The organism is Bradyrhizobium sp. USDA 4506 (assembly GCF_054058795.1).
On record NZ_JBSSBM010000002.1, the window covers coordinates 6,455,414 to 6,474,531 of the forward strand.

The window sequence follows — 19,118 nt, forward strand, 5'->3', positions numbered from 1 at the left end:
AGCGTTCCGGCAGGCTTGCCTCAGATGGATGGGATCCGCGCTTCCGTCGACCCGGCAAACTTCAATCGCCTCATGATGTCCGCTTGGACATGTCCGATTCGTGACAACGGTCCCGTCAGCAGCGATACCGTCTCGTCGCGAACTGCGAATGGCTCGCGCGGCCGCGGAATCGAAAAAATCGCGGAAACCAGACAATCGTTGAGGTTGCACTAGCCGCAAAACACGCTATCGTGCAGACGTTGCACACGCAGCATCATTGCTTCGAATTTTTCACAAATCGTACGACGTATTCGCGGAGGACCGATGGCCGATCCGTTTCTTTCCGAAGTCCGCATGATGTCGTTCGGCTTTGCGCCCAAGGGTTGGGCATTTTGCAACGGCCAACTGCTTCCCATCGCTCAGAATCAGGCACTGTTCTCGTTGCTAGGTACGACCTATGGCGGGGACGGGCGCGTCACTTTTGGCCTGCCCGACCTTCGAGGCCGGGTGCCGATAAGTATGGGCCCCGGCTATACGCTCGGCCAACGCGGCGGCGAGGAGAGCCACACGCTCACGATCAACGAGATGGCGCAGCACAATCATTTGGCCAACGCCACCAACAGCAACGGTAGCCAGCCGCTCGATTCGGGGGCCTATCTCGGTGCCTTCAACAACGGCTACAGCACGTCGACGACCGACATCACCCCGCTCAATCCATTGACCGTGGGCAATGCCGGCGGCAGCCAGGCCCATCAGAACATGCAACCGTTCCTGACGATCAATTTCAGCATTGCCCTCCAGGGCATTTTCCCCTCGCAGAATTGACGAGAAGCGCCGATGTCAGAATCCTATTTAGGCGAAATCCGTATGTTCGGCGGCAGCTTTGCCCCGGTCGGATGGAATTTCTGTGACGGCAGCCTGTTGGCGATCTCCCAGTACGACGCGCTGTTCAATCTGATCGGCACCACCTATGGCGGCGATGGCCAATCCACCTTCGCGGTCCCCGATCTGCGCGGCCGTGTGCCAATCCACACGGGCACCGCCAGCAGCGGCACGACCTATGCCATGGGGCAGACTGGCGGCGTCGAAAACGTAACACTCACGACGCAGACGATCCCGCAGCATTCGCACGCCTTCATCGCCGCGAAGCAGACCGGCACCGCGTCGAACCCGCAGGGAAATATTCTCGATCAGACGACCGGCACAATCGCGATGTATATCGACGGCCAGCCGCCCGACGGGCCCATGGCAGGCGGAATGCTGACGAATACCGGCGGAAACCTGCCGCACAGCAATTTGCAGCCGCTGCTTTGCGTCACCTTCATCATTTCGCTGTCCGGCATTTTCCCGAGCCAGGGTTAGGAGCGCGACACCATGGCCGACCCCTTCGTCGCCGAAATCCGCATCTTTCCGTTCAACTTCGCTCCCAAGGGCTGGGCCTTCTGCAGCGGCCAGATCCTGCCGATCTCGCAGAACACGGCGCTGTTTTCGCTGCTCGGCGTCACCTATGGCGGCAACGGCACCTCGAATTTCGCGCTTCCCAACATGCAGGGCAACGCGCCGCTGGCGCCCGGACAGGGCCCGGGGCTGTCGCTGTATGACCTCGGCGAGACCATCGGCTCCCCCAATGTGACGCTGCTGCAAAACCAGATACCGCAGCACAACCACCCCGTGAACGTCGGTACGCAGGACACGGCCGACGTTCAAGTCCCGAGCCCGACCCGCATCCTCGGCAAATCGGCCAACGCGTTCGCCTACGTGCCCGGGAGCCCGGCGCCAACACTGTCGCAGATGAACGCCACCATGATCGGCATGACGGGCGGCAACCTTCCGCACAACAACATGCAACCTTACCTCACGCTGAACTTCTGCATCGCACTGCAGGGCGTCTTCCCGGCGCGAGGCTGAGCTCGTTTTGGCTCTCGAAGCGCCAGGCACCATCATGCCCGCGTTCGGCTGGGCGCGCGCGGCCGAAGTCGGTTGCGGCTTTCGCCGCCTGTCGGAGGCGGACCTGCCGTTCCTCAGCCGCCTCTATGCCTCGACGCGCACCGAAGAACTTGCGCCGGTGCCGTGGAGCGAGGCCGACAAGGCCGCCTTTCTCGAACAGCAATTCCGCGCCCAGCACGCGCACTACCAGCAGCACTATCCGAACGCCGATTGGCTGGTGATCGCGCGCCAGGGTGGTGAAGACGTCGGCCGGTTCTATCTCGAACGCTGGCCGAGCCAGCACCGCATCATCGACATCGCCTTCCTACCGGAGCATCGCGGCAGGGGCTACGGCGAAGCGTTGCTGCGCGACGCGATGGACGAGGCGGCGGCCGCCGGCAAGGATGTCTCGATCCATGTCGAGAAGCTCAACCCGGCGATGCGGCTCTACCGGCGGCTCGGCTTCATCACCGAGGAAGACAAGGGCGTCTACGACCTGATGCGCTGGCGGGCGGCAGAGCGTCAGGTGAAGATCGCCTGATAACCATTGCCGTGCGCGACCGGACCGATCGGCACCAGGAACATCTCGATCACGCCCAATGCCGGATGCCGCACCGGATAGATCGCCTGCGGCAGCCACGCGGCCTTCGGCGCCGTGAACAGCAGCGAGAACGCGCCGCCCGGCCGGCCGCTGTTGCCCACGGGCTCGACCTTGGCGAGCTTCAGCGGCACGACGCGATCCCTCTCCGCCTGCATCTCGAACTCCGCATCCTGATGCGGCGTGAAGTCGTCAATATGCAGTTTCGCGAGATCGACGGTGGATGTCATGTGCACGCCCTGGTTGGTCCCGAAGCTGTAGCACGCCGCGTGCCGCCTCGCGCGACAAAAAGGACCTGACGGGCAGCGCAGCGCGAGATCGGCACCCGGCTTTGCCTGCGCTCTCTGCTTCGACAGGGGGCAAGTAAACGCAAGACTCGGACGCTTTGCGCGGCGAGGATGCGGACGCATGGCTCACAAGCCTGCCACACATTCGCTGTCGTCCCTGCGAAAGCAGGGACCCATAACCACGAGTGGTCATTAGCGAGCGAGGCTGGAATGATGAGTCCCTTCAACAAGGAACGCCGCGGCGTATGGGTCCCTGCTTTCGCAGGGACGACAGCGGAATAGGCAGCACGACCATACCAGCCACCGGCCCAGAGCCCTGATGACGGCCCCGATTTCCTCCGCTAACCTCGCCGCAAAGGGCCGCCAGCAAGGCAGACCGTGTTGAGGGAGGACAGGCGCGTGCATCAAGGCCGTGTCGTATTCGGCGCCATGGACGAGGTCGTGTTCGGGCGGCCCGCGCGTGAGGCCATCGTCGAGCAGCTGGACCGGATTGGCGCCGAGCGCGCCTTTCTGATGGTGTCGGGCACGCTGAACCGCGAGACCGACGAGATCGAGAAGGTTCGCGCGGCGCTTGGGCCCCGCTGCGTCGGCACCTTCGACAAGATGCCGGCGCATACGCCGCGCGCCGCGGTGATCGCGGCGGCGCAACAGGCGCGCAGCGCGAAAGCGGATTTGATCGTCACGATCGGCGGCGGCTCGATCACCGACGGCGCCAAGGCGGTGCAGCTTTGCCTCGCCAACAACGTCACGACGGCTGACGGCATCGAGACGATCCGCACCCATGGCGGCGTCTCGCCCGCGATGAATCCACCGACCGTGCGCCAGATCAGCGTGCCGACCACCATCGCCGGTGGCGAGTTCTCGTCGATCGCCGGCGTCACCAACGAGGCCAAGCGGCAGAAGGAGATGTTGCGCCATCCGCTGGTGATGCCGCGCGCCACCATCCTCGATCCGGAACTGTCGGTGCACACGCCGGAATGGCTGTTCCTGTCGACCGGCATCCGTGCCGTCGACCATTGCGTCGAGGGCATCTGCTCGCGCGAGGCGCATCCTTACGGCGACGCGCAGGCGCTGAAGGGACTCGAGATGCTGGCAGCCGGCCTGCCGCGGGTGAAAGCCGACCCGAAGGATATTTCGGCGCGAATGGATTGCCAGATCGGCACCTGGCTCTCCACCGGCCCGCTCGCCTCGGGTGTGCCGATGGGCGCGAGCCACGGCATCGGCTACGTGCTCGGCGCCGAATTCGACGTGCCGCACGGCTATACCTCGTGCGTGATGCTGCCCGCGGTGATGCGCTGGAACAAGCGCGACAATGCCGACCGGCAGGCGCTGGTCGCGGCCGCAATGGGACATGCGGGCGCGGACGCCGGCGACGTGCTTGACCGCTTCATCCGCGACCTCGGCATGCCGCGCAGCCTGCAGGAGGTCCACGTCGGCTCCGAGCATTTCGACCGCATCGCAAAGCAAGCGATGCGAACGCCCTGGGTGCCGCGCAATCCGCGCAAGATCGACGATCCATCCCAGGTTCGCGAGATTCTGGAGATGGCTGCATAGAGCGCTTTCGAGCGAAGTGGGTACCGGTTCGCGTGAAGAAAACGCGTCAAACAAGAACAAGCACGATCAAGGGGGATCTGGAGTTCGATGTACACCGGCAAGCATGCTTACCTGCGCCCGCTGCAACCCGCCTTCATCATGGCCGGGACCGGCGAGACCGTCACCTATCGTGAACTCGAGGCGCGCTCCAACCGGCTCGCGCATCTGTTCCGCAAGCAGGGGCTGCGGCGGCTCGATCATTATTCGATCTTCATGGAGAACAACAACCGCTACCTCGAGGCCTGCGGCGCCGGCGAGCGCGCCGGGCTCTACTTCACCTGCGTCAACTCCTACCTCACCGCGGGCGAACTCGCCTACATCCTGACCAACAGCCAGTCGCGGATCCTGATCACCTCGAAGCTGAAGCTCGACATCGCGCGCGAGGCGCTGAAGGAGTGCCTGCGGGTCGAGCTCTGCATCGTGGTCGACGGCGAAAGCGAGAGCGATCGCATTGTCGGACTGCGAGAGGCCACCGCAGGCCTGCCGTCAACGCCGATCGCGGACGAATTTGCCGGCACCGCGATGCTGTATTCCTCCGGCACGACCGGCCGGCCCAAGGGCATCGTGCGGCCGCTGCCGGAGCAGCCGCCGTCGCAGAACCTGCCGCTGTTCGATTTCCTGACCAAGCTTTGGCACTACCGCGAGGGCATGGTCTACCTCTCGCCGGCGCCGCTCTACCACTCGGCGCCGCAGGCCGCGGTCAATCTCACCATCCGGATGGGCGGCACGGTCGTCATCATGGAGAGATTCGACCCGGAGCGCTATCTGCAGCTGGTCGAGCAATGGGGCATCACCCACAGCCAGCTGGTGCCGACCATGTTCTCGCGTCTGCTGAAACTGCCCGAGGAGGTTCGCACCCGCTACGATCTGTCGACCCTCGAGATCGCGATCCACGCCGCCGCGCCCTGCCCGGCGCTGGTCAAGGACGACATGATCAAATGGTGGGGTCCCATCATCCACGAATATTACGGCGCGACGGAGGGGCTCGGCTTCACCGCCTGCAACAGCGAGGAGTGGCTCGCGCATCGCGGCACCGTCGGCAGGGTCCTGCTCGGCGATCTGCACATCCTCGACGAGAACATGCAGCCCTGCCCCAAGGGAACGCCGGGCACCGTGTGGTTCAAGACCGCCACGCCATTCGAATATTTCAACGACCCCGCCAAGACCAGCGAGGCGCGCTCGCCCGACGGTAGCATGAGCACGGTCGGCGACGTCGGCTATGTCGACGACGACAACTTCCTCTATCTCACCGACCGCGCCACCTTCATGATCATCTCCGGCGGCGTGAACATCTATCCGCAGGAATGCGAGAACCTCCTGATCACCCATCCCAAGGTCGCCGACGCCGCGGTGTTCGGCGTACCCAATGTCGATCTCGGCGAGGAAGTGAAGGCGGTGGTGCAGCCGGTCGACGGTATCGCGCCGGGGCCGGACCTCGCCGAGGAACTGATCGCGTTCTGCGCCGGCGCGCTGTCGCGCCAGAAGGTGCCGCGCTCGGTGGATTTCGAAGCCGAGCTGCCGCGGCTGCCGACCGGCAAGCTCTACAAGCGCCTGCTGCGTGACCGCTATTGGGGCAACAAGACCTCGCGGATCGTGTGAGCGGCGGTGCGGCATCCAGACTGATGCTGCCAACCAAGCCGACGGACGCAACGGACTCGCCGGTCGCGCGGATTTCGCGCTATGCTCCGGGATCGTAAGCCAGCTTCGCCGGAGGCCGCCATGCCATCGCCCCAGCCGCGCGAGCCGGAGCCGGTGCAGGCCGGAAGGCTCGAATTCACTGCCGCCGAGATCGGTGCACTCGCCCATCTCTATCGTGGCGAGGTCTATCGCAGCACGGTCTGGCGCACCCGTCTCGACAGCTCGACCAACTGGGCGGTGGTCACGACCGGGATCGCGCTGTCGGCGACCTATAGCAGCGCAGAGGCTTCGCCCTTGCCGATGGTCCTGGTCGGACTGCTGGTAACCGTGTTCCTGCTATTCGAGGCGCGGCGCTATCGCTATTTCAACGTCTGGCGCGCCCGGGCGCGGTTGCTCGAAACCGATTTCTACGCGCCGATGATCCGCGGCGAGGGCCCCACACCGAACGCAGCCTGGACCGAACTGCTCGCCAACGACTACCGCCGCCCCAGCTATCACATCAGCTATGTCAGAGCGATCGGCCGGCGCCTGCGACGGACCTATGGCTGGATCTTCGCGATCCAGGCCATCGCTTATTACGGCAAGCTGGCGATCCACCCGCTGCCGCTGACCACGATGGGCGCGATCTGGGACCGCGCTTCGATCGGTCCGATTCCAGGAACCATCGTGATTCTGGCCGGTATCGCCTTCCACTCCAGCTGGGCGCTGTTCGCCTTCATTACACATCGCATCGAGGTCGCCGACCGGCGCACGCGGCACAATCTGATCGCAATGGGCTGAGGGGCCGCGTTGCCGATGGCGGGCTTTTCCCCTAACCTCGCCGCAACAACAAAGAAAAGGGAGGACTTGCGATGGAAGTGATCCCACTGAAACCTGGCTTCGGTGCCGAGCTGCGCGGCGTCACGCTGTCGGACGTTGCCGCCAGCGATACCGCCTATGCGGCGGTGCGCGCGGCGTTCGAGGAACATTCGGTGCTGGTGTTCCGCGGTCAGGAGGTCAGTGACGACATCCAGCTCGCCTTCTCGCGCCGGTTCGGTCCGCCCGAAGTGACCAAGGTCGGTTCGATGGGCACCGGTTCGCATTTCGTGATCCTCTCGACCTTCGGGCCCGACGGCAAGGTGGTTCCATCCGATCACCGGCAGCAGCTGCGCGCCAGGGCCAACCAGCTCTGGCACACCGACTCTTCCTTCAAGCAGGTGCCGGCGCTGACCTCGATCCTGTCGGCGCGCATCATTCCTGAACATGGCGGCGAGACCGAATTCGTCTCGATGCGGCTTGCCTTCGAGCGGCTCGACAAGGACGCGGCAAGTCGGCTGGAGAACGCGTTCGCCTGGCACTCCTACGCGCATTCGCGCAGCAAGGTGGCCACCGGCCTCGCAACGACTGAAGAAGTCGACGCGCTGCCGCCGGTATGCTGGCGGATGGTCTGGCGCAATCCCGTCAACGGCCGCGGCGCGCTGTATCTTGCCTCCCATGCCTATGGCGTCGAGGGCATGGATGCCGAGGCCGGCAGGGCGCTGATCGAGCAATTGACCGAAGCCGCGACCGTGCCCGGCGTCAGCTATCTGCATCAATGGAAGCAGGGCGACGTCGTGATGTGGGACAACCGGGCCACCATGCATCGCGGCCGCCCCTGGCCGGCGCATGAGGGCCGCCTGATGATTCGCACCACGATCTCGGCGACCGAGGCCGATGGCGTCGCCAACATGCACCTGCCCTCGCCGCAGGCGGCTGAGTGAGCGTGATGTTCCTAGTGAACCGTCATCCCCGCGCAAAGGCTTCGCCTTTGTCGCTGGAGGCGCGCGCTCTTGCGTTCGTCTCGAAGGATCGACGACCCGGCTGGTGGCCGTTCATCCTTCGAGGCTCGCTCCGCGAGCGCCTCAGGATGACGGGGCTACATCGCGATTTGATCGGCGACATACTGTCGCTGATTGCGGCGCGCTTCACGTCGCACGCGTCAGCGTCGGCAACCGAATTCAAACGGAGTTTCGCCGCTGCATAGCAAAACAACCCGGGTTCCCCGCAATCACAGCCATTATTCCCGATCCGTGGAAATTTTAATGTTGTGGGGTCATCCGAATTGCCAATCCCCGCGCGATCCTCGCCGGTTGCCCGACAGCCTCACCGTGGTATCGTCGATGCCAATCGGCCATTGAGACCGAAATGTGGGAGGGGACCATGCGGAGCGTGCAAGCGCTGGCCGTCGCGGTGTTGTCTGTGCTGATCATCAGCGACGTTTCACGCGCAGCCGAGCCGAAACCGGGCGGCATCTTCAGGATCTATCACCGCGACAGCCCCGGCAGCGCCTCGATCCACGAGGGCGCGACCTATTCGCTGAACGTTCCGTTCATGCCGATCTTCAACAATCTCGTCATCTTCGATCAGCACATCGCCCAGAACAGCACCAGCACGATCCGGCCCGAGCTTGCGGAAAGCTGGGCCTGGAGCGGCGACAACAAGACGCTGACCTTCAAGCTGCGCAAGGACGTGAAATGGCACGACGGCAAGCCGTTCACCGCCGCCGACGTCAAATGCACCTTCGACATGCTGATGGGCAAGTCGCAGCAGAAGTTCCGGCAGAACCCGCGCAAGTCCTGGTACGAGCAAGTCGAAGAGGTCACGACCAACGGCGACCATGAGGCGTCGTTCAAGCTGAAGCGGCCGCAGCCGGCGCTGCTGTCGCTGCTCGCCTCGGGCTACTCGCCGGTCTATCCCTGCCATGTGTCGCCGGCCGAGATGCGCACCAAGCCGGTCGGCACCGGCCCGTTCAAGTTCGTCGAGTTCAAGGCCAACGAATCGATCAAGCTCACCAAGAACCCGGATTACTTCAAGAAGGGCCTGCCTTATCTTGACGGTATCGAGTTCACCATCATCCCGAACCGCTCGACCGCGATCCTCGGCTTCGTCTCCGGCAAGTTCGACATGACGTTCCCGACCGAGGTCTCGATCCCGCTGCTCAAGGACGTCAAGTCGCAGGCGCCCAATGCGGTCTGCGTGGTGGAACCGAACAACGTCTCCACCAACATCATCATCAATTCGACCGCGCCGCCGTTCGACAATCTCGACATCCGCCGCGCGCTGGCGCTGGCGCTCGACCGCAAGGCGTTCATCCAGATCATGTTCGAAGGCCAGGGCGACATCGGCGGTACCATGGAGCCGGCGCCGGACGGGCTTTGGGCGATGCCGAAGGAGATGCTGGAGCAGATCCCCGGCTACGGTCCCGACATCGAGAAGAACCGCGAGGAAGCCCGCAAGCTGATGCAGAAGGCGGGCTATGGCCCGGACAAGCACCTGCAGATCAAGGTCTCGACCCGCAACATCGCGGTCTATCGCGATCCCGCGATCATCCTGATCGACCAGATCAAGAGCATCTACATCGACGCCGAGCTCGACGTCGTCGACACCGCGCAATGGTTCCCGAAGATCGCCCGCAAGGACTATTCGCTCGGCCTCAACCTCACCGGCAATGCCGTCGACGAGCCCGACCAGTCGTTCTACGAGAACTATGCCTGCGGCTCGGAGCGGAACTACACCAACTATTGCAACAAGGAGATCGAGAAGCTGTTCGACCAGCAGTCGGAAGAGACCAACGTCGACAAGCGCAAGAAGCTGGTCTGGGAGATCGACAAGAAGCTGCAGGAAGACGTCGCGCGTCCGATCATCTTCCATGCCCGCACCGGCACCTGCTGGCAGCCTTACGTGAAGAATGTCACGATCATGTCCAACAGCTCCTATAACGGCTATCGTTACGAAGACGTCTGGCTGGACAAGTAGGCATAGCGTTTTCGGGCGAAGTGGATACCGGTTCGCGTCAAGAAACGCGTCGGAAGACAAGACACAGGCGGGATCAAGGAGAGAGCCAGGGTGTTTGCCTATATCGTGCGGCGGCTGTTCCTGATGCTGGTGACCCTGTTCGGGATCTCGGTCATCATCTTCGTGCTGCTGCGCGTCGTTCCCGGCAACATCGTCGACATCCTGTTCGACGCCGCGGGCTTCGTCGATCCCGCCGACAAGGCCAATCTCGAGCGCGAGCTTGGCCTCAGCCAGCCGATCGTGATCCAGTATCTGCACTGGATCGGCGGCCTGCTGCACGGCGATCTCGGCTATTCCTACGTCTCGGAAAAGCCGGCGCTGGAGGAAATCCTGCCGCGGATTCCGATCACGGCGCGGCTTGCCGGGTTGGCGCTATTGTTCTCCGCCTCGATCGGCATTCCGCTCGGTGTCATCAGCGCCGTCCACCAGGGCTCACGGCTCGATTATGCGCTGCGCGTCGTCAGCCTCAGCGGCCTGTCGCTGCCGTCATTCTGGCTCGGCCTCTTGATCCTGATGGCCTCGGTCTCGCTGTTCGGCACCATGCCGATCTTCAATCCGAACCCGAAAACCTGGCTCGAGGCGCTGACCATCTATGCGGTGCCGGCGATGGCGGTCGGCTTCCGCAGCGCGGCGCTCACCATGCGCATCACCCGCTCCTCGATGCTGGAGATCCTGCGCCAGGACTATATCCGCACCGCGCGCGCCAAGGGCGCCTCCGAGGCTTCCGTGAACTATCGCCACGCCCTGAAGAACGCGGTGCTGCCGGTCATCACCGTGATCGGCATCGAGGCCGCGTTCCTGATCGGCGGCCTGATTGTCACCGAGACCGTGTTCAACATCCCCGGCATCGCCCGTTTCCTGGTCGAGGCGTTGCGCTGGCGCGACTACCCGATCGTGCAGAACCTCGTGATGTTCATCGCCGTCGTCGTGGTGGTGGTGAACTTCATCGTCGACATGCTCTACGCGGCGATCGATCCACGTATCCGGTTTGGAGACTGAGCGCGTGGCAACGATCAATTTCGACAGCGAATTGCGACGTGCCGGGGCCAACGCCACCGGTGGCTGGGGACGGTTTGCGTTCCTCGCGCAGCGCCATGTGCTCGGCACGGTCGGCCTCGTCATCATGCTGCTGTTCGTGCTGACCGCGATCTTCGCGAACGTCATCAGCCGCTACGATCCGCTCAGCGTCGATTCCGCGCACCGGCTGGCTGGGCCGTCCGCGCTGCACTGGTTCGGCACTGACTCCTTCGGCCGCGACGTCTGGAGCCGCATCATCCATGGCGCCCGGATCTCGCTTGCGGTCGGCATCGGCTCGACGACGCTCGGCGCCACGCTCGGCGTGATCGTCGGCCTTGCCTCCGGCTATCTCTCCGGCTGGGTTGACCTCGTGTTCCAGCGGGTGACCGACATCCTGCAGTCGCTGCCGCTCTTGGTGCTCGCACTCGTCATGACTGCGGCGCTCGGTCCCTCGCTGCCGAACGTGATCCTGGCGATCGCAATTCCCCTGATCCCGACGGTCGCGCGCGTGATCCGCGCCAACACGCTGGCGCTGCGCGAGCAGCCGTTCGTCGAGGCCGCCAAATCGATCGGCATGAGCGAGATGCGGATCGCGCTGCGCCACGTGCTGCCCAACACTATCGCGCCGCTGATCGTGCTCGCGACCGCGCAGCTCGGCTCGACCATCCTGACCGAAGCGTCGCTGTCGTTCCTTGGCCTCGGCATCCCCGAGCCTTATCCGTCCTGGGGTCGCATGCTGTCCGAATCCGCCGCCGAATATGTCCGCACCGCGCCATGGCTGGTGATCTTCCCCGGCATTGCGATCAGCCTTGCGGTGTTCGGCACCAATCTGTTCGGCGACGCGTTGCGCGACATTCTCGATCCGAGGCAGCGCGGCTGATGAGCGAGGCCAAGACGCTCGATACGGTTCTCGAGGTGAAGAACCTGCAGACGGTGTTCTTCACCAACTCCGGCCTGTTCCGCGCGGTCGACGACGTCTCGTTCTCGGTCCGCCGCGGCGAAACGCTGGCGATCGTCGGCGAATCCGGCTGCGGCAAGAGCGTCAGCGCGCTCTCGATCATGCGTCTGGTGCCCGATCCGCCCGGCCGCATCGTCGGCGGCTCGGTGACACTCGAGGGTACCGATCTGCTGAAGCTCGACGATGCCGCGATGCGCGACATCAGGGGCAACCGCATCTCGATGATCTTCCAGGAGCCGATGACCTCACTCAATCCGGTGATGCGGATCGGCGACCAGATCATTGAGGCGGTGCGGCTGCACCAGAAGGTCAGCAGCAAGGAGGCCTGGAAGCAGGCGGTCGACATGCTGCGGCTGGTGCGGATTCCGGAGCCGGAGCGCCGCGCGCAGGAATATCCGCATCAGCTGTCCGGCGGCATGCGCCAGCGCGCGATGATTGCGATGGCGCTGGCGTGCCGGCCGGCGCTCCTGATCGCGGACGAACCGACCACGGCGCTCGACGTCACCATCCAGGCGCAGATCCTGGCGCTGATCGTCGATCTGCAAAAGCGGCTCGGCACCGGGCTGATCCTGATCACCCACGACCTCGGCGTCGTCGCGCAGACCGCGCAGCGCGTGATCGTGATGTATGCCGGCAAGAAGGTCGAGGAGGCGACGGTTGAATCCTTGTTCGAGACGCCGCTGCATCCCTACACCCGCGGACTGATGGCCTCGATGCCGGCGGTGATCGCGCTCGGCACGAAGACCGATGCGCGGCTGACCGAAATCCCCGGCATGGTGCCGTCGCTGACCAAGCTGCCGCCCGGCTGCGCCTTCGCGCCGCGCTGCAAGCTGGCGGTCGACCGCTGCCGTCAGGAATATCCGCCGCTCGACGAGATCAAGAGCAATCACTGGGCCGCGTGCTGGCGCGCCGGCGAGATGGCGGAGGCGTCATGACCGAACAGCGCCCGCTCCTCGAGGTGACCGACCTCGTCAAGCACTACGCGGTGCGCGGCGGTGTGCTGCGCCGGCAGGTCGGCACCGTGCATGCGGTCGACGGCGTCAGCTTCTCGCTCGGCGCTGGCGAGACGCTCGGCCTGGTCGGCGAATCCGGCTGCGGCAAGTCGACGGTGGCGCGCACTGTGCTGCGGCTGGTCGAGCCGACCAGCGGCGTCATCAAGCTGGATGGCGAGGACATCGCGCCGCTCAGCAAGACCGCGCTGCGGCCGTACCGGCGCTCGATGCAGATCGTGTTCCAGGATCCGTTCGCCTCGCTCAATCCGCGCATGACGGCCGGCGACATCGTCGGCGAGCCCCTCATTGTGCATGGTCTTGCGACCGGCGCGAAGAAGCAGGAGCGCGTCGCGGAACTGTTCCAGCAGGTCGGCCTGCGGCCCGACCAGATGAAGAATTTCCCGCACCAGTTCTCCGGCGGCCAGCGCCAGCGCATCTGCATCGCGCGTGCGCTGTCGCTCGGGCCGCGGCTGATCGTCTGCGACGAGCCGGTCTCCGCGCTCGACGTCTCGATCCAGGCGCAGGTGATCAATCTGCTGATCGACCTGCAGCGCAAGCAGAACTTCTCATATCTGTTCATCGCGCACGATCTGGCGGTCGTCGCCCATATCAGCCACCGCGTCGCGGTGATGTATCTGGGCCGCATTGTCGAGATCGCCGACAAGCACGAGCTGTTCGCCAATCCGCGCCACCCCTACACCCAGGCGCTGCTCGCCTCGGTACCGATCGCCGACCCGCAGGCGAAACGCACCGCTCCCCTGATCGACGGCGATGTCCCGAGCCCGATCAACCCGCCCTCAGGCTGCGCCTTCCACACCCGCTGCCGTTACGCGATGGATCGCTGCAAGACCGAACGCCCGGCGCTGCAGGCGGCCGGCCCGGCGCATCAGGTCGCCTGCTGGCTGAATGACGGCACGGGGCAAGCGGCCTCATAAATGTCGTCCCGGCGAAGGCCGGGACCCATTACCCCGAATGCCCGTTGATTTGCCAAACTGGGGCCACAGCTTGCTCCAACAACATACAGCGGTGGTTATGGGTCCCGGCCTGCGCCGGGACGACAGCGGTTAGGCGACAGCCTCGATCTCCACCACGATCTTCCCCGTCGTCACCTGCTCGCCCTCGGCGACATCGATCGACGATACCGTGCCCGCGACGCCGGCCGTGTGGACATGCTCCATCTTCATCGCTTCCAGCGTCATCACCGGCTGGCCGGCCGCGACCTTGTCGCCCGGCTTCACCAGCACCGCGACGACCCGGCCGTTCATGGCGGCGCGGACCTTGCCGTCACCGCCGGCCGCCGTCGCGCTTTCCGGCGGCGCGAGGGTGAGATCGCGCACCGACAGCGTGACGCCGCGATGCAGGATATGGAGCCGGTCGCCATCGCGCAGGAATTGGGCATGCTCCATCACCCCATCGTGGTGGAAGCGGATGCTGTCCTGGCTGAGCTCGTCGATCACGAAGCTGAAGCGATCGCCGTTGCGGGTCGCGATGTAGCTGCCGTCGCGCTCGCGGACAATCTCGATCTCCTGCACGCCGTTGCCGAGATCGATCCGCAGGCCGAGCGGGAATGTCGCTGCGAGCGACCGGCCGCGCTGCCGTGGCGGTGCGTGCGGATTGGTGACGTAGAGCAGCAGCGCCGCAAGCGCGAGATCGCTGCCGCGATCGGGCCGCGGCGCCAGCAGCGCATCGCGGTTGTCGCCGATGAAGGCCGTGGTCGCCTCGCCCCTGGCAAAGACAGGGTAGCGCAGGCAGTCGATCAGGAAGCCCTGGTTGGTGGTGACGCCGAAGGCCGTGACCTGCTCCAGGGCACAGATCAGCTTGCCGCGCGCCTCCTCGCGGGTCGTGCCATGGCTGATAACCTTGGCGATCATCGAATCATAGAACGGCGGAATCTCCGAGCCGGACTGCAGCGCGTGCTCGACGCGGATACCGTCGGGCATCTGCCACCGCGCCATCGTGCCGGATTGCGGCATGAATTCGTGCGCGGCATCCTCCGAGCAAAGCCGGACCTCGATGGCATGGCCGGAGAACTTGACGTCCTCCTGGGTCAAGCCGAGCGGCGCGCCACTGGCGACACGCAGCTGCAATTCGACCAGATCGAGCCCGGTGATCGCCTCGGTGACGGGATGCTCGACCTGCAGCCGCGTGTTCATCTCCATGAAGTAGAAATTTCCGGCGCGATCGAGCAAAAATTCCAGCGTGCCCGCACCCTCGTAGCCGATCGCCTTGACCGCCTGCACCGCGACCGCGCCCATCCGCGCGCGCAGCTCCGGCGTCACCGCCGGCGACGGCGCCTCCTCGACCAGCTTCTGGTGCCGCCGCTGCACCGAGCAATCGCGCTCGCCGAGATGGATGGCGTTGCCATGGCGGTCGCCGAACACCTGGATTTCGATGTGGCGGGGATTGACGATCGCGCGCTCCAGAATGACGGTGGGATCGCCGAACGCGCCCTGCGCCTCCGACCGCGCACTGCGCAGCCCGTCGGGAAATGCCGCCGCATCGGTGACCAGCCGCATGCCGCGGCCGCCGCCGCCGGCGACCGCCTTGATCATGACCGGAAAACCAATGGCCCTCGCTTCCGCCAGCATCACGGCATCGCTCTGGTCGGCGCCCTGATAGCCGGGCACGCAGGGCACGCCGGTCTTCTGCATGATCTCCTTGGCGCCGGCCTTGTTGCCCATCGCAAGGATCGCTTCCGGCGACGGACCGATGAACACCAGACCCGCATCGCGGCAGGCCCGCGCAAAATCCTCGTTCTCGGCGAGGAAGCCATAGCCGGGATGCACTGCGCCGGCGCCGCTCGCTTTGGCGGCGGCGATGATCGTGTCGATCTTCAGATAGGATTGCGCCGGCAGCGCCTCGCCGATCCGCACCGCCTGGTCGGCCTCGCGCACATGCAGCGCATCACGGTCGGCGTCCGAATAGACCGCGACGACGCCATGGCCGAGCCGCCGTGCCGATCGCATGATGCGCAGCGCTATCTCGCCGCGATTGGCGATCAGGATCTTGAAGAACGGCGTCCGCTTCACGATTGCCCCGCTCATGGCCGCGCCACCGAGAACTGCATGCGCTGCGGGCTACGTGCCTCGGCCTCGCGGCAGATCGAAAGCACCTCTGACAGCACCGTCCGCGTGTCGCGCGGATCGATCACGCCGTCGTCGAGCACCCGGGCGCTGGTCGAGAACACGTCCATCTGGCTGTCGAACACGCCGGTGATCTGCGCCTTCATCGCGTCGAGCTTCTCCTTCTCGATCGGCTTGCCGCGCCGCGCGGCGGCAGCTTCGGTGACGATCGCCATGGTTTCGGCGGCCTGCTCGCCGCCCATAACGGCGGTCTTGGCGTTGGGCCAGGAGAAGCAGAAGCGCGGGTGGAAACCGCGGCCGCACATGCCGTAATTGCCGGCGCCGAACGAGGCGCCGCAATACAGCGTGATCTGCGGCACTGTCGCCGAGGTCACCGCCTGGATCATCTTCGAGCCGTGCTTGATCATGCCGGCCTCTTCATAGGCCCGGCCCACCATGTAGCCGGTGGTGTTGTTCATGTAGAGGATCGGCGTGCGCGACTGGCAGCAGGCCTGGATGAAATGCGTCGCCTTGTTGGCGCCGGGCACGTCGAGCGGGCCATTATTGGTGATGATGCCGATCGCTTGCCCCTGGATGCGGGCTTGGCCGCAGACCGTCGCCGGACCGTAATTGGCGCCGAACTCGGTGAAGTCGGAATCGTCGACGAAGCGCGCGATTGCCTGGCGCATGTCGACGGGACGCTTGTGGTCCATCGGCATGATGCCGAGCAGTTCCTCCGCGTCGTAACGCGGCGGTTTGAACGCGGCCGGCGCCGGTGCCGGCCGGTCCCAAGGCAACTTGGCCATGATGTCGCGCGCGATGCGCAGCGCGTCGCGGTCGTCCTCGGCGAGATAATCGCCAAGGCCCGAGACCTGGGTGTGCATCTCGGCGCCGCCGAGCTCCTCCTCGGTCGCGATCTCGCCGGTGGCGGCCTTGAGCAGAGGCGGCCCGGCGAGGAAGGCGCGGGTGCGGCCGCGCACCATCACGATGTAGTCGGACAGGCCCGTCTGGTAGGCACCGCCCGCGGTCGAGGAGCCGTGGGTGACGGTAACGACGGGAAGCCCTGCCGCCGACAGCCGCGCCAGGTTGCGGAAGATGTTGCCGCCACGGACGAAGTCCTCGACGCGGTAGCGCAGCAGATTGGCGCCCGCGCTCTCGACCAGCTGCACATAGGGCAGCTTGTTCTCCAGCGCGAGCTCCTGGACCCGCAGCGTCTTGTCGAGGCCGTGAGGCTGCAATGCGCCCGCGTCGATGCCTGCATCATTGGCGCTGACCATGCAACGGATGCCGGAGACGAACGCGATGCCGGCGACCAGTCCGCCGCCGGGCACGCTCTTGTCCGCATCCGGCACGTCGAACATGTAGCCGGCGAGCGTCGACAGTTCGAGGAAGGGCGAACCGGGATCGAGCACCAGCGCGACGCGCTCCCGCGGCAACAGCTGGCCGCGCTTGTGGAAGCGGTCCTTAGCCGCGGCGGAGGCCGCGCGCGTCCGCTCCTCCAGCGCGCGCATCCGAGTGATCAGCGCCAGCATGCCGTCGCGATTGCCCTGGAAGGCGGCGCTGCCGGTGGAAATCGTGTTCTCGATGATGGCCACTAGGCGCGCTCCACAAAATGCCCACTGTATTGCTGCCGCAACTCGACCTTGCGCAGCTTGCCGGTCGCGGTCATCGGCATCTCCTCGAGGATACGCACCAGCTTCGGCACCTGGAAGCCACCGAGATGCCTTCTGCAATGCGCCTCGATGCCGGCCTCGTCGGCCACCGCGCCGGGCTTCAGCTTGACGAAGGCGGAGACCGCCTCGCCCCATTGCGGATGCGGCAGGCCGACCACGGCGGCGTTCTGCACGGCGGGATGCGCCAGCAACGTCTCCTCAATCTTGACGGAGGCAACGTTCTCGCCGCCCGACTTGATCATATCCTTCTTGCGGTCGAGGAACAGCACCTCGCCGTTGCCGTCGATCAAAGCAAGATCGCCGGTATGGTGCCAGCCGAACTTGCGCGCCTCCTCGGTCGATTTGGGGTCCTTGTAGTAGCCCATCATCACATTGGGTCCGCGATGCACCAGCTCGCCGATCTCGCCGCGCGGCAGCAGATTGCCGTTGTCGTCCATGATCGCGGTCTCGTTGACGATCAGCGATTCGCCCCAGTAATTGCCGAAGCGGTCGAGCTGCACCTCCGGGCGGGACATCGTCGTCGCCGGATACATCTCGGTCTGGCCGCTGGATAGCACGAAGTTCGGACAGAGATTGGCCATGGCGCGCTCGAGCAGCGGCTTGCCCATCGGCGCCATGGTGTAGATGCAGCAGCGCAGGCCTGACAGGTCGTAGTCGCGCCGGCGCGGATGGTCGAGGATCGCCTGATACATCAACGACAGGCCGACGAACACGGTGAGATTGTCGCGCACGATCGCCTCCATGCACGCGACCGGATCGAAGCCGCGCATCAGCGCCATGCGGCCGCCGACCGAGAGATAGCTGAGCAGCAGCACGTGGCCGGCGCAGTGGAACAGCGGAAACTGTCCGGTGATCCCGTCATCGCGCGAGAGCTGCATCTCGATACAATTGCACATCACGGCCATGACAACGGCGAGGTGACAATGCATCGCGCCCTTCGGCCGCGAGGTCGTGCCTGACGTATAGATGATCATCGCGAGGTCGCGGTCGTTGATCTCGATGTCAGGCTCGATATCGGACTGTCCCTCCAGCAGACCGTTGAACTCCTGCAATCCGGTCTTGCCGGCATTGCCGGTCAGATCGATCGCGATCATCTCCATGCCGCGCGCTTCCAGTGCGGCGCGGCGGTCGGCCTGGGCATGAAGGGCGTCATCGATGATGGCGAAACGCACCTCGGCATGGCCGAGGATGTAGTCCATATCAGCCGGTCCGAGCATGGTGTTGATGGGCACCCAGACCAGCCCGGCGCGGTGAATGCCAAACAGCGCTTTGACGAATTCGACAGAGTTGTTGCAGATGGTCGAAATCTTCTCGCCCGGCTTCAGCCCGCGCTGCACCAGATGATTGGCGAAGCGATTGGCGTCGCGCTCGAGTTCGGTGAAGGTGACCTGCCTGCTGCCGTCGGTCAGCGCGATGCGATCCGGAAACCGCCGCGCGGCGCGCTTCAACAGGTCGCCGATCGCGACCCGGCCGATACGACCCGGCCCGGTGACGCCGCCGGTTGCTGCGAGATTGTGCATGCGTTTCTCCTCCCGGGCTCCGTCATTCCGGGATGCGCGAAGCGCAGACCCGGAATCCAGAG

At 65.0% G+C, this 19,118-nt stretch carries 18 protein-coding genes; 14 read left to right on the forward strand and 4 right to left on the reverse strand.

Annotated elements, in window-relative coordinates; translation table 11 throughout:
* Positions 1–303 precede the first annotated feature (303 nt).
* From ACVIHF_RS32595 to ACVIHF_RS32610, 4 genes are read left to right on the forward strand one after another with little or no spacing between them, the layout of a single operon-like run.
* Positions 304–804, forward strand: coding sequence for a phage tail protein (locus ACVIHF_RS32595; RefSeq protein WP_225162022.1), 501 nt, complete (start codon positions 304–306; stop codon positions 802–804).
* 12 nt (positions 805–816) lie between these two features.
* Complete coding sequence (locus ACVIHF_RS32600; protein WP_076834878.1) at positions 817–1,341, forward strand: phage tail protein; 525 nt, start codon at positions 817–819, stop codon at positions 1,339–1,341.
* Positions 1,342–1,353: 12 nt separating this feature from the next.
* A complete protein-coding gene (locus tag ACVIHF_RS32605; RefSeq protein ID WP_456793139.1) occupies positions 1,354–1,887 on the forward strand; it encodes a phage tail protein in 534 nt (177 codons plus the stop codon).
* Between the two features lie 7 nt (positions 1,888–1,894).
* The gene (locus ACVIHF_RS32610) at positions 1,895–2,446 is read left to right on the forward strand and encodes a GNAT family N-acetyltransferase (RefSeq protein ID WP_456793140.1); all 552 of its coding nucleotides are present in this window, start codon (positions 1,895–1,897) and stop codon (positions 2,444–2,446) included.
* Here the strand turns inward: ACVIHF_RS32610 and ACVIHF_RS32615 are convergent.
* Positions 2,428–2,733, reverse strand: coding sequence for a DUF6916 family protein (locus ACVIHF_RS32615; protein WP_253606175.1), 306 nt, complete (start codon positions 2,731–2,733; stop codon positions 2,428–2,430). The two genes, ACVIHF_RS32610 and ACVIHF_RS32615, sit on opposite strands and share 19 nt — an antisense overlap.
* Positions 2,734–3,189: 456 nt before the next feature.
* Here ACVIHF_RS32615 and ACVIHF_RS32620 point away from each other — a divergent pair, with 456 nt between their 5' ends.
* The 10 genes from ACVIHF_RS32620 (at position 3,190) to ACVIHF_RS32665 (ending at position 13,736) form a co-directional block, all read left to right on the forward strand.
* The gene (locus ACVIHF_RS32620) at positions 3,190–4,344 is read left to right on the forward strand and encodes an iron-containing alcohol dehydrogenase (RefSeq protein WP_253606173.1); all 1,155 of its coding nucleotides are present in this window, start codon (positions 3,190–3,192) and stop codon (positions 4,342–4,344) included.
* 87 nt (positions 4,345–4,431) lie between these two features.
* Positions 4,432–5,982 carry an AMP-binding protein gene (locus tag ACVIHF_RS32625; RefSeq protein ID WP_456793141.1) on the forward strand — a complete coding sequence of 517 codons (1,551 nt, stop codon included), beginning with the start codon at positions 4,432–4,434 and terminating at the stop codon, positions 5,980–5,982.
* 120 nt (positions 5,983–6,102) lie between these two features.
* Positions 6,103–6,801 (forward strand): DUF2270 domain-containing protein, encoded by a 699-nt coding sequence (locus tag ACVIHF_RS32630; protein WP_375166721.1) that lies wholly within the window; start codon positions 6,103–6,105, stop codon positions 6,799–6,801.
* A 71-nt stretch (positions 6,802–6,872) separates the two neighbouring features.
* Positions 6,873–7,760: a TauD/TfdA dioxygenase family protein gene (locus ACVIHF_RS32635; RefSeq protein WP_310881125.1), complete on the forward strand. Its 888-nt coding sequence runs from the start codon at positions 6,873–6,875 to the stop codon at positions 7,758–7,760.
* The gene (locus ACVIHF_RS32640) at positions 7,757–8,023 is read left to right on the forward strand and encodes a hypothetical protein (RefSeq protein ID WP_456793142.1); all 267 of its coding nucleotides are present in this window, start codon (positions 7,757–7,759) and stop codon (positions 8,021–8,023) included. The genes ACVIHF_RS32635 and ACVIHF_RS32640 overlap by 4 nt, the downstream gene beginning before the upstream one ends.
* A 176-nt stretch (positions 8,024–8,199) precedes the next feature.
* Positions 8,200–9,795: an ABC transporter substrate-binding protein gene (locus ACVIHF_RS32645; RefSeq protein WP_456793143.1), complete on the forward strand. Its 1,596-nt coding sequence runs from the start codon at positions 8,200–8,202 to the stop codon at positions 9,793–9,795.
* A gap of 90 nt (positions 9,796–9,885) precedes the next feature.
* On the forward strand, positions 9,886–10,833 hold the full coding sequence (locus tag ACVIHF_RS32650) for an ABC transporter permease (protein ID WP_456793144.1): 948 nt from the start codon (positions 9,886–9,888) through the stop codon (positions 10,831–10,833).
* A gap of 4 nt (positions 10,834–10,837) precedes the next feature.
* On the forward strand, positions 10,838–11,731 hold the full coding sequence (locus tag ACVIHF_RS32655) for an ABC transporter permease (RefSeq protein ID WP_310881126.1): 894 nt from the start codon (positions 10,838–10,840) through the stop codon (positions 11,729–11,731).
* Positions 11,731–12,744, forward strand: coding sequence for an ABC transporter ATP-binding protein (locus ACVIHF_RS32660; protein WP_456793145.1), 1,014 nt, complete (start codon positions 11,731–11,733; stop codon positions 12,742–12,744). The genes ACVIHF_RS32655 and ACVIHF_RS32660 overlap by 1 nt, the downstream gene beginning before the upstream one ends.
* Positions 12,741–13,736, forward strand: a complete 996-nt coding sequence (locus tag ACVIHF_RS32665; protein ID WP_456793146.1) for an ABC transporter ATP-binding protein — start codon at positions 12,741–12,743, stop codon at positions 13,734–13,736. Before ACVIHF_RS32660 ends, ACVIHF_RS32665 begins: the two co-directional genes overlap by 4 nt.
* A gap of 129 nt (positions 13,737–13,865) precedes the next feature.
* Here the strand turns inward: ACVIHF_RS32665 and ACVIHF_RS32670 are convergent, their stop codons facing one another.
* From ACVIHF_RS32670 to ACVIHF_RS32680, 3 genes are read right to left on the reverse strand one after another with little or no spacing between them, the layout of a single operon-like run.
* Positions 13,866–15,845, reverse strand: coding sequence for an acetyl/propionyl/methylcrotonyl-CoA carboxylase subunit alpha (locus ACVIHF_RS32670; protein WP_456793147.1), 1,980 nt, complete (start codon positions 15,843–15,845; stop codon positions 13,866–13,868).
* Complete coding sequence (locus tag ACVIHF_RS32675; protein ID WP_456793148.1) at positions 15,842–17,458, reverse strand: acyl-CoA carboxylase subunit beta; 1,617 nt, start codon at positions 17,456–17,458, stop codon at positions 15,842–15,844. Before ACVIHF_RS32675 ends, ACVIHF_RS32670 begins: the two co-directional genes overlap by 4 nt.
* Complete coding sequence (locus ACVIHF_RS32680) at positions 17,458–19,056, reverse strand: AMP-binding protein (protein ID WP_456793149.1); 1,599 nt, start codon at positions 19,054–19,056, stop codon at positions 17,458–17,460. The genes ACVIHF_RS32675 and ACVIHF_RS32680 overlap by 1 nt, the downstream gene beginning before the upstream one ends.
* Between the last annotated feature and the right edge of the window lie 62 nt (positions 19,057–19,118).